At 42.8% G+C, this 14,655-nt stretch carries 17 protein-coding genes; all 17 read right to left on the bottom strand.

Annotated elements, in window-relative coordinates:
- A partial coding sequence (locus tag Q8P28_04240) for a hypothetical protein (GenBank protein MDP2682005.1) occupies positions 1–222 on the bottom strand: 222 nt, incomplete at its 3' end.
- Positions 198–821 (bottom strand): multiheme c-type cytochrome, encoded by a 624-nt coding sequence (locus Q8P28_04235; protein MDP2682004.1) that lies wholly within the window; start codon positions 819–821, stop codon positions 198–200. The genes Q8P28_04240 and Q8P28_04235, both read right to left, overlap by 25 nt.
- A 5-nt stretch (positions 822–826) precedes the next feature.
- Positions 827–2,155: a multiheme c-type cytochrome gene (locus Q8P28_04230; protein MDP2682003.1), complete on the bottom strand. Its 1,329-nt coding sequence runs from the start codon at positions 2,153–2,155 to the stop codon at positions 827–829.
- 571 nt (positions 2,156–2,726) lie between these two features.
- The gene (locus Q8P28_04225) at positions 2,727–3,197 is read right to left on the bottom strand and encodes a hypothetical protein (protein ID MDP2682002.1); all 471 of its coding nucleotides are present in this window, start codon (positions 3,195–3,197) and stop codon (positions 2,727–2,729) included.
- A 33-nt stretch (positions 3,198–3,230) separates the two neighbouring features.
- Positions 3,231–4,019, bottom strand: a complete 789-nt coding sequence (locus tag Q8P28_04220) for a site-specific DNA-methyltransferase (GenBank protein ID MDP2682001.1) — start codon at positions 4,017–4,019, stop codon at positions 3,231–3,233.
- Positions 4,012–4,830 (bottom strand): TdeIII family type II restriction endonuclease, encoded by an 819-nt coding sequence (locus Q8P28_04215; protein ID MDP2682000.1) that lies wholly within the window; start codon positions 4,828–4,830, stop codon positions 4,012–4,014. The genes Q8P28_04220 and Q8P28_04215 overlap by 8 nt, the downstream gene beginning before the upstream one ends.
- A 235-nt stretch (positions 4,831–5,065) precedes the next feature.
- Positions 5,066–5,389 carry a type II toxin-antitoxin system PemK/MazF family toxin gene (locus Q8P28_04210; protein ID MDP2681999.1) on the bottom strand — a complete coding sequence of 108 codons (324 nt, stop codon included), beginning with the start codon at positions 5,387–5,389 and terminating at the stop codon, positions 5,066–5,068.
- Positions 5,380–5,631 carry an AbrB/MazE/SpoVT family DNA-binding domain-containing protein gene (locus Q8P28_04205; protein MDP2681998.1) on the bottom strand — a complete coding sequence of 84 codons (252 nt, stop codon included), beginning with the start codon at positions 5,629–5,631 and terminating at the stop codon, positions 5,380–5,382. Before Q8P28_04205 ends, Q8P28_04210 begins: the two co-directional genes overlap by 10 nt.
- 114 nt (positions 5,632–5,745) lie before the next feature.
- Positions 5,746–7,119, bottom strand: a complete 1,374-nt coding sequence (bioA, locus tag Q8P28_04200) for an adenosylmethionine--8-amino-7-oxononanoate transaminase (GenBank protein ID MDP2681997.1) — start codon at positions 7,117–7,119, stop codon at positions 5,746–5,748.
- 16 nt (positions 7,120–7,135) lie between these two features.
- A complete protein-coding gene (locus tag Q8P28_04195) occupies positions 7,136–8,308 on the bottom strand; it encodes a dihydrolipoamide acetyltransferase family protein (protein MDP2681996.1) in 1,173 nt (390 codons plus the stop codon).
- Between the two features lie 8 nt (positions 8,309–8,316).
- Positions 8,317–9,165, bottom strand: coding sequence for an N-acetylmuramoyl-L-alanine amidase (locus Q8P28_04190; GenBank protein MDP2681995.1), 849 nt, complete (start codon positions 9,163–9,165; stop codon positions 8,317–8,319).
- Positions 9,166–9,270: 105 nt separating this feature from the next.
- Entirely contained in the window at positions 9,271–9,558 is a 288-nt protein-coding gene (locus Q8P28_04185) for an antitoxin (protein MDP2681994.1), read from the bottom strand.
- A 540-nt stretch (positions 9,559–10,098) separates the two neighbouring features.
- A complete protein-coding gene (locus tag Q8P28_04180) occupies positions 10,099–10,305 on the bottom strand; it encodes a rhodanese-like domain-containing protein (protein MDP2681993.1) in 207 nt (68 codons plus the stop codon).
- Positions 10,306–10,342: 37 nt separating this feature from the next.
- Entirely contained in the window at positions 10,343–10,963 is a 621-nt protein-coding gene (locus Q8P28_04175; protein MDP2681992.1) for a Fe-Mn family superoxide dismutase, read from the bottom strand.
- Positions 10,964–11,020: 57 nt separating this feature from the next.
- Complete coding sequence (locus Q8P28_04170) at positions 11,021–12,088, bottom strand: zinc-dependent dehydrogenase (protein MDP2681991.1); 1,068 nt, start codon at positions 12,086–12,088, stop codon at positions 11,021–11,023.
- Positions 12,067–13,686, bottom strand: coding sequence for a CTP synthase (locus tag Q8P28_04165; GenBank protein ID MDP2681990.1), 1,620 nt, complete (start codon positions 13,684–13,686; stop codon positions 12,067–12,069). The genes Q8P28_04170 and Q8P28_04165 overlap by 22 nt, the downstream gene beginning before the upstream one ends.
- Positions 13,687–13,693: 7 nt before the next feature.
- Positions 13,694–14,470 (bottom strand): 3-deoxy-manno-octulosonate cytidylyltransferase, encoded by a 777-nt coding sequence (gene kdsB, locus Q8P28_04160; GenBank protein ID MDP2681989.1) that lies wholly within the window; start codon positions 14,468–14,470, stop codon positions 13,694–13,696.
- Positions 14,471–14,655 lie beyond the last annotated feature (185 nt).

Here is a 14,655-nt window from a genome sequence, read left to right as displayed (position 1 = left end):
AACGCCTGCCTCTGCATGGCGGCTCTTGAGCCAGGGTCTTATGGCATCATACCTCTCCGGTCTCTTGTTTTCCTGATGGCAGTTTTTGCACTCCCTGCCTTCTTCTCCCTCGCTTAGATTGCCGGAGTACGCCATAGCTGTTGACACCAGTAAAAAAACTGCCCCCAGCGCTAATAGTTCACGCAATAAGATAATATCTAATCTCTCTTGACGCCTGGGCATCCCTCTCCTTCCTTTTCCACAATAATGGAGTCAGAAAAATTGTGACCGCTCTCCTTGTGTCTTCTTGTGTGGAATAACTCCGCGACCCTCGAAACATGACGCATGAAAAAGCCGCTCTTTTCTTCCTTGACTGTATTCTTCTGCTTATAAAAGCTATGACACGTCGTGCAAAGCCCGGCCATGTCAAGAGACCTCAGGTCTTTCACCCTGTGATAGCCGGGAAAATCACCGGGGTCATAAATCGACTTCCCCTCTTTAATGGATTCCACACTGTGACAGACAATGCATGTAACACCCTCGCTCGGCGGCTTCCCTTTCAACACCCTCTTCGTGGCTTCAAAGATATCCCCGGAGATAATCAACTCAGGCGCATGGCATCTGAAACAAAAACCTCCTTCATCCGTCCCCTCCCTGAGAAGGTGCTCTTTAAGAGCCTTGCGAAATCCCTCTCCTATGATTGAACGCGCATGAGCTGAAGATTTCCATTCGCGGAAGTTATCAATATGACACCCTCCGCAGTAGCCCGCGCGTGGAAGCGCAGCCGCCCCAGAGGATGACAGCATTATCAACATAATCATGAAAGGCAATACATGTCTCATCGCCGCTATTCTCCGAACTCAACCTTTTCTGGGGTGATGTTAAGCTTGAGCTCTAATTTATTAAGCCGTTTTAACTGGTTCGCCTCGTTTTTTATCCTGGACAGTTTTAATTTCATCGGCGCATTGCCGTACCAATGGGTATAATCAGGGCTGAAGTGATAAGCCCCCTTCCATGTGTGCACAAGGTCAAACTTATACATCTCGAAGAAGAGCGCCTCTATGCCGGATGTCTGCTCATAAAGCTGGTGAGATGTGAGTATTAAATTATAACCGGAGTATGGGTTTTCAGGCCGGTCATCCGGCATTGGGTTAAGAAGCCCCAGATTATAGAGGTCCACTATCTCCTTGATTCCTTCGCCGACAACGGCATCGCTTGCTATTTTTATGCCATCTGCAACTGAAAGCTTATGCTCCGCGAATCTCTTAGAATGGCAGTTAATGCAAACGCGCAGCATCTTGCCCCTCTCCCGCGTGAAATCCTCGCCGGTAATCTCATTCATAAATATTCCACTTGGGCTTTTTTTACTGGAGTTCCCGCTGTTCGTCTGGCCGATGAATTTGCCTTGAGAGGCCCCTGCTATGGTAATGCCCTGGCTCACATCATGATTTCCTCCGGACATGTGGCATGTTACGCAGGTCGGCGCCCTGCCGCCGTCTTCAAAGCCTTTGCCCTCAACCTTAAAGATGACCCCGTGTTTTGACGATTCGTAATACTCAAGCTGGGCATGGTCAGGCCCCATATGACATGTGCCGCACGCATCAGGTTCCCTCGCCTCTTTCGGTTTAAAGACGTGTCTTGTATGGCATGAATCGCATTTATTCTCAATGCTGTGGCATGTCCCGCAGGCGCCTTCCTGCATCTCGGAGTACTGGGCAAGGTATCGGCCTGCCGCGCCCCCTTTGCCTCCTACGGCAATAACATTTTTCCAGCCTACGCCATGTTTTCCTCCCCTGTGCTGCATTGTCCTCACTGCATGGCACCTTCCGCAGGTATCTGGAGTCGGCATGATGAGGTTTGAATGGTCGTTATGACAATTCGCACACCCCACGTCTTTCTTGAAATGCTTGCTCTCCTCCCAGTCCTTTACGACGACAGGAGTTAAAACCTTATGGCATTTTATGCAGTCAGGCCCTGCGCCATCGACACGAGGCGGTTTATACTCGTATGGGTTTGAGTAACCCCTCCCCGCCTCCTTCCACTTTTCCGTAACCGGCGCATTCCTTTTATGATAACCCTTCATGGGAAGCGGCAGCCCTTCATCTGCGGCAAAACTGCTGGAATAAACGGCGCATAAGAACAAACAGATAAGCGCATATATAAGATTCTTCTTCATAAAACTCCTTTCTATACACAAAATGGCGATTAGTGTATGCAGGCAAAAAAAACGCCTTATTCCCTATAATCCGAAAAATATTAATTCGGGTTTAAAGGGAATAAGGCGTCATTGCCTTAATCAAATACATCCACGATTACAGCATTGTAACCGTTATATTTTGTTGCACTGTCTTTAATGAACAAGGCAATGCAAGTTTAATGCCATTCCTTGCAATCGGCGAAAAATCAGTATATTGCAGCCACTGCGCTTGTAAATATATTGCGGATAGAGGAAAAAGTTGCCTTATTTTTTACCATCGGTGATTATAAAATAAACATGCTGCGGGTAAATCTACTTATTCCTCCCCCTCGACGGGGGAGGGCAGGGTGGGGGTGATTGGCTGTAAGTTTGCGCCCTCCCCTTTGTCCCCTCCCGTCAAGGGAGGGAAGATTTGATACCCTTATGTAAAGGAACTTTGTATGGGCAAAAAATGACTTCTTAATTGTTTTTACATAGGTATAGCTTATATACAATAACGCAAAGCTAAGGGGCGCGGCGGCTTTATGCCGCGTCCCTCTTGAGCGACTTGTTATGTCAAAGGTATTTCTTCCTTTACTCGATTCCATTCTCTTTTCAGAATATCACGAGCGAGAGCCATGACTGTGGGATGCACTCCAATAAAGGCATTATCCCCTTCCTTCCCGCGGCTAAGCGCGCCAAGCATTTCGCGAATGAGATCATGAAGCTTTTTATGGTCGTCTTCCTTAAAGTTCAGCATCAAAGATATTTTGCCTTCAAGTTCAGTGAGCCTTTTGTATTCTTCGTCGCGTCTATCCTCATAACCAGTTTGGAAATAATGAAGGGCACTACTGGATATTTCTGCTATTAGGTCTCGAAGACTGTTTATCCATGCTTGTCTCATTGGCGCAACTATCTGTTTGTTGGCAATTTTGAGCGAAAAAGAAACTTGGCGTTTTGCGATTTTCCAGGAAATGATAGGGCCAAAGAGAACAGCAAGAATTGCCACAATAAGTGAAAGAATCGGTATCATTTCTTGCATAATTTTCACCATATTACGACATAACGCCCGAGATTACTTGCCGCTATGGAGCGATAGCGGAGTAGCGGTCAGGTGGAGCGTCTTGTTATCTGGTTTATTTGCTTCTTCTAAAAATAGTGATTGCTGGATACTTTGCAATCTTTTTTTTGCAGCTTCAAAATATTCTTTTTCTAGCTCTATTCCAATAAACCTTCGATTCATTTCAAGGGCTGCAATACCTGTTGAGCCAACCCCCATAAAAGGGTCTAAAACAATATCGTCTTTATTTGAAGCCATTTTTATTAAATGTTTTAGTAGTTTTATTGGTTTTTGGGTTGGATGTTTTGGATTGTCAAGTCGTTCCGGCCCCATACAAATTGAAGACTCAAAAAAATTGTGCATTTCATTCTGTTTACCAAAATTCCATATATGACCTTTATTCCACATGCACACTATAATCTCGCAACTATTTAGAAAGCCAGCTTTTCTAAATTTAGGAACAGGATTTGTTTTGTGCCAGATAAAAAATTGAAATGTATCAAATATTGGGTCAAATATTTCATGCCATTTACCTATTAGATTATAGGAGCAAAAAGCAAAAATATTCCCAGTCGGCTTCAAAATTCTTACAAAATCATCTTTTATTTTAGATGGGTCAAAATTTTTATCCCATTCTGCTAAATCATTATTTATTTCTGACCTCCAATCAAACTTCATGTTACCAGTGGAGTATTGACTTAAATTATACGGAGGGTCTGTTAAAATAAAGTCTATAGAGTTATCTGGAATGGTTTTTAAATAATTCAAACTGTCTTCATTAAAAATTTCATATTTATCAATCATGTAAGTAAACCCCCTTTATCCTTTCAAGTGCCGTTTTAATTAAATCGGCATTCTTTCTATATTCGTCCAAAACAATACCATAGCCTTTATCACTACAACAGACAAAGTTCCAAAAATCTTTACCTATAAGCAATTCTCTTGGTGAAAAAAATTGTAAAACTCTTGTTTGTTTCCATTCTTTTCCCTCGCCAAAACGATTATAGGCTGTTGCAAAGTAACATCTAATATCTGCATCCTTGCCAAGTGTATTGGCTAAAATAGCATACTGTTCAAAAATTGCTTCTTTTTCAGAGCGTGCCTTCTTATTGTCCAAATCACCGCCAATTTTTAGTTCAATTAAATAATGCCTATTTGTTTCCTTATCAATTAAATAGTAATCACTTACATGAGTTTTAACTGATGCACCTGTAGATTTGTCAGCCTTTAAAAGTTCTTTGTAATGCGAAATATCTGGTGTTAATGGATTATTGCTGTTTTTATATGCCTCCAGCAACTCCGCTATTACTCTGGTTTGTTCAGGATAAAGCTGACCTTCAACATTTCTATGCACTTCGTAAAACAACTCCGCAATGCTTATTGCCATGCCTTCAAGCATATTACCAAGTGAACTATCCAATGACCTGACAAGAGCCGTATAATATTGTATTTCCTCACCTAATGCGGCAATAAAAATATTATGTATTTTCATGTTTATAGTGCCATCAGGATCATCAACTTCGCTTATATGACGGGTTGCAAAACCATCAGCATAAGCCTTAACCGAACTTTTTACGATTTGTCTTATGGATGTTTCTGTGTCAACTTGTCTCATATTTTCCTTCTTCTTTATATTTTACAGATAACAAGTTATTATACAGTTTCTGGACTTTATCAGAATTTTTGTATCAGTCAAGCGAATTTTAAAATAAACTTGATGCAACTATCTAATTTCATTATACTTGCATGGTTGGATAACACTCATTTTGCGTGCTTAACCAGTTTCTGGCCAACATCACAAGAGAAGCGGGAACAAATTTATTTTCCTCTATGCTAACATCTTCTGCAATTCAATCCACGAGCATCTCTTTAATAACATACTTAACCTTTTCTATTTCACTTCTGGTTATGCGGCCTAATTTCTTGACAAGCCGTCTTTTATCAACAGTCCTTATCTGGTCAAGAACAATCCAGCCGCTCTTACTCTGAAACTTCACTTTGACCCTTGTTGGGTAATCATGGGATTTTGTTGTCATTGGGGCAATAATTATGGTCTGGATATTACTGTTCATTTCATCGGGTGAGATAACAACGCAGGGTCTGGTCTTCTTTATTTCATGACCAATGGTTGGGTCGAGATTTATAAGAAAGACCTCATATTGCCCTATTTCCATTCCCAACCTTCCATATCAAAATCTGTCTTTTCGTCAATCAACAGGATATCCTCTTTCCTTTCATGCATTAACTTAAATGCACTATCCCATCCTTCCCGCGTCTTGCTCTTAACAGGTTTTATAACAATCCCTTCCTTCTCAATCTCAAGGTTTACTTGGTCATTAAAATCGAACTGTTTCAATAACACCTTAGGTATGCGGATGCCTTTGGAATTGCCTATTGATACAATATTTGCCTTCATACATTCCTCCAGGAAACAAATGTAGTGTAATTATAATGTAGATACATTATGCTGTCAATAAAATTAAGATTTAAAGAGTTCACCTTTTTACCAGCATAGATACTGCGATATAACTCAACAACCTGTGGCAGTCTGAATACTCCTATAAACTATCTTCACGATTTTTTTGATTTCTTCCTTTGTTATACTCAACGGCGGCATTATGACAATTGTGTCGCCGAGTGGTCTTATTATAAGCCCGTGTCTTCTTGCCTCGATACAAACTTTGTGGCCGATCCTTTCTTCTGCCGGAAAAGGTTCTTTTGTTTTTTTATTCCTGACCAACTCTATGCCCGCCATAAGTCCTTCGTGCCTCACATCGCCTACATGGGACAAGGCTTTAAAATCTTCTAACAATCCGGATAATAATCCAATCTTTGGCTTAAGTTTTTGGAGCGTTTTTTCTTTTTTAAATATGTTTAGATTAGCTACAGCGGCCGCACAGCCCAATGGATTTCCTGTGTAAGTGTGGCCGTGAAAAAATGTCTTAAATTCTTCGTATCTTCCAAGAAATGCCTTATAAACCTTTTCTGTTGTGAGTGTTGCGGCAAGCGGCATATACCCGCCGGTTATACCCTTTGCAAGACAGAGAAAATCAGGGGTTACATTTTCATGCCCGCACGCAAACATCTTCCCTGTCCTTCCAAAGCCTGTTGCCACCTCGTCTGCAATGAGTAAGACATTGTATTTTGTGCATAGCCTTCTCACCTCTTTTAAAAACCCTGGCGGCGACACAATCATGCCTGCTGCGCCCTGAACGATTGGCTCAATAATACATGCTGCTATTTCATTATGGTATTTTTTTAGTACGTCTTCAAATTTTTTTATGCAGGATATTTTGCAATCAGGATAGGTTTTATTTATCGGACACCTGTAGCAATACGGATAATATGCCTTGAATGCGGGGAATAATAGCGGCTTATATTTTTTTACGAATACATCAATCTCGCCGACACTCATAGCACCGAATGTATCGCCGTGATATGCGCCAGTGAAGGATATGAATTTTGTTTTTCTGACCCCTGACCCCTGACCCCTGACCCCCGTTTGTTGTTTCCAATACTGAAATGCCATTTTCAAAGCTATTTCAACTGCTGTAGAGCCGTTGTCTGAATAAAAAACCTTTTTCAGACCCTTTGGCGCAATATTTACAAGTTTTTCTGCAAGTTTTATGGATGGGATATTGGCAAGTCCAAGGAGTGTTGAATGGCTTATTGTATCAATCTGTTTTTTAATCGCATCATCTATCTCTTTTTTTCTATGTCCGTGGACATTGACCCAGAGAGATGAAACGCCGTCAAGATATCTTCTGCCATTAGTATCAATAAGATAATTTCCATCGCCCCTTTCAATAATAAGCGGGTCATCCTTTTCCCATTCCCTCATCTGCGTGAACGGATGCCACAGGTATTTTTTGTCTAAAACTTTGAGCCTGCTATTTTCCGCCATAGCAATTCGCAATCTTTTATGCGCTCTCTATAAAAATGCTGTCAGGGTCTTCCAGATAACCAATTATCTTGTTTAAAAACTGGGCTGCCTCTGCCCCGTCAATGACCCTGTGGTCAAAGGTGAGGGAAAGGGAGATAATCTTTCTTATTGCAATCTGGCCATCCTTTACCCACGGCCTGTCCGAAATCTTTCCTGTGCCGAGGATTGCCACATCCGGATAGTTTATGATAGGCGTTGCATAAGTGCCGCCGAATGAACCAAAGTTGGAAATTGTAAATGTGCTTCCCTTAAGCTCCTCAAGTTTTATCTTTCTCTCCTTTGCCTTCTCGCTCAGTTCCTGAAGCTCCTTTGCCAGTTCCAGGATTGTCTTTTTATCCACATCCTTTACAACAGGCACCATAAGCCCTTCCGTAGTATCAACAGCAACGCCGATATTATAATATTTTTTAACTACTATCTCCTCACCTGCCTCATCAACAGACGCATTGAGCATTGGGTGTTCTTTCAGGGCATGCTGAACAGCCTTCATTAAAAACGGCAGGAATGTAAGCCTTATCCCCTTTGACAGGGCAATCTTTTTTTCCTTTTCCCTCAGCCTCCACAGAGACGATACGTCCGCATCATCCATGCCGGTAACAAATGCAGCTGTGCGCATGCTTGCCAGAAGATTCTTTGCAATACTCCGCCTTACGCCTTTTATCGTAACCCTTTCAACAGAACCATACTGGTCTTTTGTTATATCCTTGCCCCCGCCTGATGCCTTTACTACATCTTCCTCTGTTATCCTTCCCATTAAACCAGTGCTTTTTACCTTTTCAATATCTACGCCAAGCCTCTTTGCAAGGCTTCTAACAGCAGGTGTTGCCAAAATATCTTCTGCCTCCGGCAGGCGGCCGACTACACCAAAAGATTTCTTCTCTTGGGAGGGGACAAGCCCCTCCCCTACATCTAATTTTTCAACAATGGTAAGCAGGACATCTCCCACCTTTGCGATCTCGCCTTCCAGTTTGCGTATCTTCTGCACAAAACCCTTTTTGGGAGAAGGCACTTCAACAACAGCCTTATCCGTCTCAACCTCAAGAATAGCCTGATGCTCATTAACAGCATCGCCTTCTTTAACAAGCCACCGCCGTATCTCACCTTCTGTTATTCCTTCGCCTAAGTCCGGCAAAACAAAATCAAAAGACATAACACCTCCTACATCCCGTCTTTATCATAGGCATATCCCATCTTGGCCTTCAATATGCCGTCAAATCTCATCAGACTTTTATATATCGCCTCTGCAATCGCGTCCTGTGTTTCGTTTGATGTCAATCGCTTTGCATCCCTTGCATTTGATATAAACCCCACCTCTACAAGCACTGCCGGCATTGCAGCGCCGGCAAGCACAATAAAAGGGGCCTGCTTTATACCGCGGTTTTCCACCTTCAGTATACGGCAGAGGCTTTCCTGAAGCATCTCTGCCAGTTGGCCGCTTTCATTTAAAAACTCTGTCTGTGCCATATCCATCAAGATAGTCTTCAGGTCATCGGCCCCTTTGCCGTCTTTTTTATCTCCGGCAGATATTGCAGCATTCTCAAAATCAGCTGCCCGTTTTGCATCTTCATCGGATGCGCCGAAACTTAAGAAATATGTTTCAACGCCGGATGCCCCTTTTCTATATGCTGCATTGGCATGGATGCTTATAAAAAGGTCTGCCTTATTTTTATTTGCAATTGCAGTCCTTTGTTCCAGAGGGATAAAAGTATCGTCTGATCTTGTAAGTATTACCCTGCCTCCCATCTTTCGTGAAATAAGTTTTTTAAGTTTTTTTGCAATTTGAAGGTTTATGTCCTTTTCCTTTATCCCGGAAGGCCCAATGGCCCCCGTGTCTTCTCCCCCGTGTCCCGGATCAATGACAATGGTTTTTAATGCGATAGCCTTATTTATGTTTCGCGTTTCGACAAAAAACGAGTGGGCTGCAGAGACGGTTGCAAGATGCAGGCTGCAGGATGCAAGCAAAAAACCGGCAATCTTAAATTTATAATTTGTATTTCGTATCTTCATGTAAGATGTTTTTCAGGGAAAGGCATTATATCCTGAATTACTTTATCAGTAAGATAACGATTAAACTGTATGGCGCAGCGAAACTAAGGCCTCACGAGTGATTCGTTAGGCTATTTCTCGGTTAATCAATATTTTCCCTTCATTATATTTGTGAATCAACATTGAGATAAGGGATTGATATGGTATGCCCTCTTCGATTGCTTTCGCCCGGATTTTCTTTAAATCTCGTTCAGTCATTCGGATATTGATACGTTTTTGTTTGTTGAGGCTATAGCCGGCATATTCCTCGTATTGTTTCTTTTCCTTTTCAGTGAGGTCGGAAACCCATTCCTCATTTTCAAATGATTTTGCCAATTTCCTCTCTTCTTTGTCCAAATACGCTTCCCTTTTCATTTTTTGCCTCCTAAATACTTCTTTGTTGCTTTGCTGTTTGGTATTATTGTTTTTAAAATAACAATGACTTCTGTTTCTGTCAAATTGTATTTATTTGCGACCTAACCAGTTATTGAGCAGTTTCCCAACTTTATCAGAATTTTTTTACCAACTCAAGCAGATTATAAATTCAAACAACACAGAAAATACTTCCACTTGACATCCCCCCGATTCTGTGGCAATACTTACGCATAGCCTACAGAGGAGGTGATAAAGATGTGTCAAACATGCGGATGTTCACCATGTGCCAAATGCGGCAAACCGATCAAGAACGGAGTGTGTAGCGGCTGCAACAAAAAAACAGCAGAGTGCACATGCAAATAAAAAAGGACCCTCTTGTTAAAGTTTTGCCAACAAGGGGGTCCTTTTTTATACCTGTTTTAGTTCCACCGGATATCCGGCATCTGCCCATGGATTAAATCCACCTGTAAGAGGCCGTACATTCTTAAACCCTTTACTCATCAATATTTGTGCCGCACGGGCACTGGAGTGTTCATTTGTTCAGGTACAGTAGGTGATGATCTCTTTTCCCTGGGGCGGATTTTTAATATCCTTTTCCAGCTCATCAAGGGTTATGCGCACAGCGCCCTTTATCTTTAGAGAGCTGGTATTATAGGAATCCCCTGCCCGGACATCTATAATTACCAAATCCTCTTTTTTATCCAACTTTGCCTTAAGCTCTTCCTTTGTTATCCGCAATATGGGCATACTGCTTTCCTCCTATTCTGTTTGATAAATTTTATATCTAACTTGCCGCCATCGGTATTATACTCTTTCCATTTTCTATCTGGTTGAGTCTTTTCTGGGTAATTGACCAGTCAATATTCTTCATAAATGCGTCAATATACGGCGGCCTTTTAACGCCGTAGTCTATCACATAGGCGTGTTCATAAACATCCATCACAAGCACAGGCATAACGCACACAGGCACATTGAAATGATGGGTGTCAAGGCAGTAATTGTGGAGTTTTGAATCATAAAGGCAGAGGCCGAGAATTACCCACCCTCTTGCAGCCATGCCGCATGCCTTAAAATCCTCCTGCCATTTTTCAATTGACCCGAAATCTCTGGCTATCATGTCCGCAAGCTTGCCACCCGGCTTCTTTTCGCTTTTGACGTTTAGATTTTCAAAATACAGTTCGTGCAGGATAACGCCGTTAAGCGCAAATGTCTCGTCTGCCTTCAGTGCCCTGAACTCGCTGTAAATCTGATTTGCCTTGCTTCTGTCTGATACCTTGAGTTTTTCCTCAATCTCGTTGAGTTTATTTACATACCCTGCGTAGAGTATGTCCCTGTGCTGTGATATCTGATTATCAGATATGCCGTCCAGCCCCTTGATTTCAAATCTTTTCACCTGATGTGCCATTGTCATGCACCTCCTTTTGAGAAATTGATTAAATCATAACAGACGAAGATTAGTCTGTCAACCTGGATTAAAAGATCTCTGCGGCTCTATGATTACCTTTATGGAATCCTGCGCCTTTGCAGCGAGCTGAAATCCTTTGCCTGCATCCTTGAGGCTGAATCGGTGGGTAATCATGTCTTTAAGATTGACGCGGCGGTTTGCTATGAGTTCTATTGACTGCTCAATATCAAGTTGGCTTGCCGCATAGGATGTGGTGAGTGTTACTTCGTTCCGCCATATATCCCAGAGTGGAACGGGGATTTTAACATCCGGATTTGTCGGCGCAAAGAAAAGGACTGTTCCGCCCCTGTCAACAGATTGCAAGCCCTGCTGGATTGCGGACTCTGCTGCTGTGCATATTATAACAAGGTCTGCCAGCATGCCCTTATTTATCTCTTTCATTTTTTTCGGCACATCATCCCTTGCGCTTATTACCTCGTCTGCGCCAAATCTTTTAGCAGCATTCAGACGATATTCACCTACATCTGTTGCTGTAATATTTCCTGCGCCAAACGCCTTTGCAAGCTGGATATGAAGAAGCCCTGACATTCCGCTGCCGATGACAAGGATCTTTTGTCCGGGCTGAAAATGGGCAAGCTTCAATCCGCGAAGGCAGCATGAAATTGGCTCTATGAATGCGCCTTCTTCATACGAAACGCTGTCCGGTAGGACAAATGTTCCCCTGTCAACATTTATCTTTGGCACACGGATATATTCAGCAAAACCGCCAGGGTCAAAGTTTGTGGTTCTGAGTGTGTCGCAGACAGATGTGTGGCCTGTGAGGCAATAGTGGCATGTGTTGCAGGAGACATGATGAGAGACAAAGACCCTGTCCCCTTTTTTATATTTATCTATACCTTTGCCGACCTCAACAATATCTCCCGCAATTTCGTGGCCTAAAACAAGAGGCGCCTTTTTTATGCGGTACCACTCCATGACATCACTGCCGCATATGCCGCTTGCAATTACCTTTATAAGGAGTTCTCCTTCCTGAATCTGCGGGACAGGCCTCTCTTCAAGCCTTATATCGTTATTATTGTAATATACTGCAACGCGCATCAGATTTATCTCTTTTTTCTTTTCCATTTCTCCTTGTTTTTAATTGCCGCCTTTATAAATTCCTCAAACAACGGGTGCGGCTGCATTGGCCTGCTCTTAAATTCAGGATGAAACTGGCAGCCCAGAAACCAGGGGTGATTTTTATATTCCATAATCTCTACAAGGCTGCCGTCAGGGGAGAGGCCGCTGAATATAACCCCTGCCTTTTCCATCGCATCCCGATAATCATTATTCACCTCATATCTGTGTCTGTGCCTCTCGCTTATCTCCAGTTTCCCGTATGCCTTGAAGGCAAGGGTGTTTTTGTTCAACACGCACGGATATGCCCCAAGCCTCATTGTCCCGCCCTTTGATGTGACACACCGCTGCTCTAACATCATGTCAATTACACGATTAGACGTATCAGGATTGAATTCACTGGAATTAGCGTCTTTCAGGCCGCAGAGGTTTCTTGCTATCTCTATTGCGGCCACCTGCATACCGAGGCATATGCCGAAGAATGGGATCTTTTTTTCCCTCGCATACTGAATGGCAAGGATCTTTCCCTCTATGCCCCTGCTTCCAAAACCGCCGGGGACAAGAACAGCATCAATGTTTTTAAGCAGGGCTTTTGGGCTGTTCTTTTCCACATCTTCCGAATCTATGTATATCAGACTAACACTGGAATTATTTACAATCCCGCCGTGCACCAGCGCCTCATGGAGGCTTTTGTAAGAATCCTGAAGATCTATATACTTCCCCACTATACCTATTGTTACCTCATGTTTAGGGTTCTTTCTCTTCCTTGCTATTCTCTCCCATTGCTCAAGTTTCGGCGACCCTGTCCAGATATTTAACAACTTTACAATCTTTTCATCAAGCCCCTCGTTATGGAAGACAAGCGGCACCTCGTATATGCAGTCAACATCCATTGCAGTTATGACCGCATCCCTGTCAACATTGCAGAATAGGGCAACCTTTGCCTTTAGTTCCGGGGAAAGATTGCGGCTTGTGCGGCAGAGGAGGATGTCAGGCTGAATGCCTATCTCTCTTAATTTGTTTACGCTGTGCTGAGTCGGCTTTGTCTTTAATTCGCCTGCTGTATGGATAAAAGGTATCAGGGTAAGGTGGATATACAGGCAATTTTCCTTGCCAAGATCAAATCTCAACTGCCTTATTGCCTCAAGAAACGGAAGGCTCTCAATATCGCCTACAGTTCCGCCTATTTCAACTATGACAACATCAACATTGTCAGCAACCTTCAGTATATTGTCTTTTATCTCATCGGTTATGTGCGGGATTACCTGAACAGTTACGCCAAGATAATCGCCTCTTCTTTCCTTTGCTATGACAGAATCATAAACCTGTCCTGTTGTAAAATTATTCCTTTTTGACATCCTGGCAGTTGTGAACCTTTCGTAATGCCCCAAATCCAAATCTGCCTCTGCTCCGTCATCCGTAACAAAAACCTCGCCGTGCTGGAACGGGCTCATTGTGCCAGGATCAACATTTATATACGGGTCAAGTTTTTGAAGGGTTATAGTTAAACCCCTGCTTTCAAGCAAGGCGCCAATTGACGCAGAGGCAATACCCTTGCCGAGCGATGAAACAACGCCGCCTGTTACAAATATGAATTTGGTTTTGATATGTTTTTTAGGTTCGGCCATGGTTTTTTATTACTATCTTTCTTACCCTCTCCATATCTTCCTCTGTATCCACACCTATTGAATCATGTTCTGTTTCAACAACCTTTATCTTATAACCATTTTCCAGAACCCTCAACTGCTCAAGTTTTTCCGCCTCTTCTAATGGAGTTGGTTTCATCTTGGCAAATTTTAAAAGAAAGTCTTTTCTATAAACATAAAGCCCGATGTGTTTGTAATGACCTAATCCCCCCTTGCCCCCCTTTCCCAAAGGGGGGATGGGGGGATTTGCCTGTTCTCTCACATACGGTATCGGATAGCGAGAAAAATAAAGGGCAAAATCGTTTTTATCAGTCACAACCTTTACAACATTCGGATTGTTCAATTCTGCTTCATCTCTTATCTTTGTCTTGAGGGTTGCCACAACTATTTCCGAATCATTCGTTAGCGGCCTTATCGCCTCATCAATCATTTCCGGCTCAATCAATGGCTCGTCGCCCTGGACATTTACAATTATATCAGCGTTCAGTCCGTCTGCCGCCTCTGCAATCCTGTCCGTGCCGGTCCTGTGTTCAGGGGATGTCATTACAGCCGTGCCGCCAAAATATCTGACTGCATCAAAAACCCGTTTATCATCAGTGGCTGCGATTACATCATTTGTGAGCTTTGCCTTCTTTGCCCTTTCATATACCCATTGGATCATGGGTTTTCCGGCTATATGTAGAAGCGGTTTCCCGTTAAGACGTGTAGAGGCATACCGTGCAGGGATAATGGCAACAACATGCATTCACTCAAATATATCAAATCACACTTTTATGTCAAGAAAAGTTAGTGTAATCCCAAAGTGATAATGTCCTATTCTGCCAAAGTAGAAATGTCCACTGATTAAAGCCTTCAGGGGCAGGCTCTAATTCAGAGATGCTAAACTGTCCTTATTTTAAGGAGGGCAGAATGGCAGGAAAGGACATACTC

This window comes from Deltaproteobacteria bacterium (genome assembly GCA_030690165.1).
In the GTDB taxonomy this organism is placed as follows: domain Bacteria; phylum Desulfobacterota; class GWC2-55-46; order UBA9637; family UBA9637; genus JACRNJ01.
This window is presented reverse-complemented; position numbering and strand designations above follow the sequence as displayed.

Excerpts from the sequence above, each read along its gene's own strand:
- Q8P28_04235 (MDP2682004.1), bottom strand. The coding sequence starts at position 821 with ATGAGACATGTATTGCCTTTCATGATTATGTTGATAATGCTGTCATCC.
- Q8P28_04230 (MDP2682003.1), bottom strand. The coding sequence starts at position 2,155 with ATGAAGAAGAATCTTATATATGCGCTTATCTGTTTGTTCTTATGCGCC.
- Q8P28_04225 (MDP2682002.1), bottom strand. The coding sequence starts at position 3,197 with ATGCAAGAAATGATACCGATTCTTTCACTTATTGTGGCAATTCTTGCT.
- Q8P28_04220 (MDP2682001.1), bottom strand. The coding sequence starts at position 4,019 with ATGATTGATAAATATGAAATTTTTAATGAAGACAGTTTGAATTATTTA.
- Q8P28_04215 (MDP2682000.1), bottom strand. The coding sequence starts at position 4,830 with ATGAGACAAGTTGACACAGAAACATCCATAAGACAAATCGTAAAAAGT.
- Q8P28_04210 (MDP2681999.1), bottom strand. The coding sequence starts at position 5,389 with ATGGAAATAGGGCAATATGAGGTCTTTCTTATAAATCTCGACCCAACC.
- Q8P28_04205 (MDP2681998.1), bottom strand. The coding sequence starts at position 5,631 with ATGAAGGCAAATATTGTATCAATAGGCAATTCCAAAGGCATCCGCATA.
- bioA (MDP2681997.1), bottom strand. The coding sequence starts at position 7,119 with ATGGCGGAAAATAGCAGGCTCAAAGTTTTAGACAAAAAATACCTGTGG.
- Q8P28_04195 (MDP2681996.1), bottom strand. The coding sequence starts at position 8,308 with ATGTCTTTTGATTTTGTTTTGCCGGACTTAGGCGAAGGAATAACAGAA.
- Q8P28_04190 (MDP2681995.1), bottom strand. The coding sequence starts at position 9,165 with ATGAAGATACGAAATACAAATTATAAATTTAAGATTGCCGGTTTTTTG.
- Q8P28_04185 (MDP2681994.1), bottom strand. The coding sequence starts at position 9,558 with ATGAAAAGGGAAGCGTATTTGGACAAAGAAGAGAGGAAATTGGCAAAA.
- Q8P28_04180 (MDP2681993.1), bottom strand. The coding sequence starts at position 10,305 with ATGCCCATATTGCGGATAACAAAGGAAGAGCTTAAGGCAAAGTTGGAT.
- Q8P28_04175 (MDP2681992.1), bottom strand. The coding sequence starts at position 10,963 with ATGGCACATCAGGTGAAAAGATTTGAAATCAAGGGGCTGGACGGCATA.
- Q8P28_04170 (MDP2681991.1), bottom strand. The coding sequence starts at position 12,088 with ATGGAAAAGAAAAAAGAGATAAATCTGATGCGCGTTGCAGTATATTAC.
- kdsB (MDP2681989.1), bottom strand. The coding sequence starts at position 14,470 with ATGCATGTTGTTGCCATTATCCCTGCACGGTATGCCTCTACACGTCTT.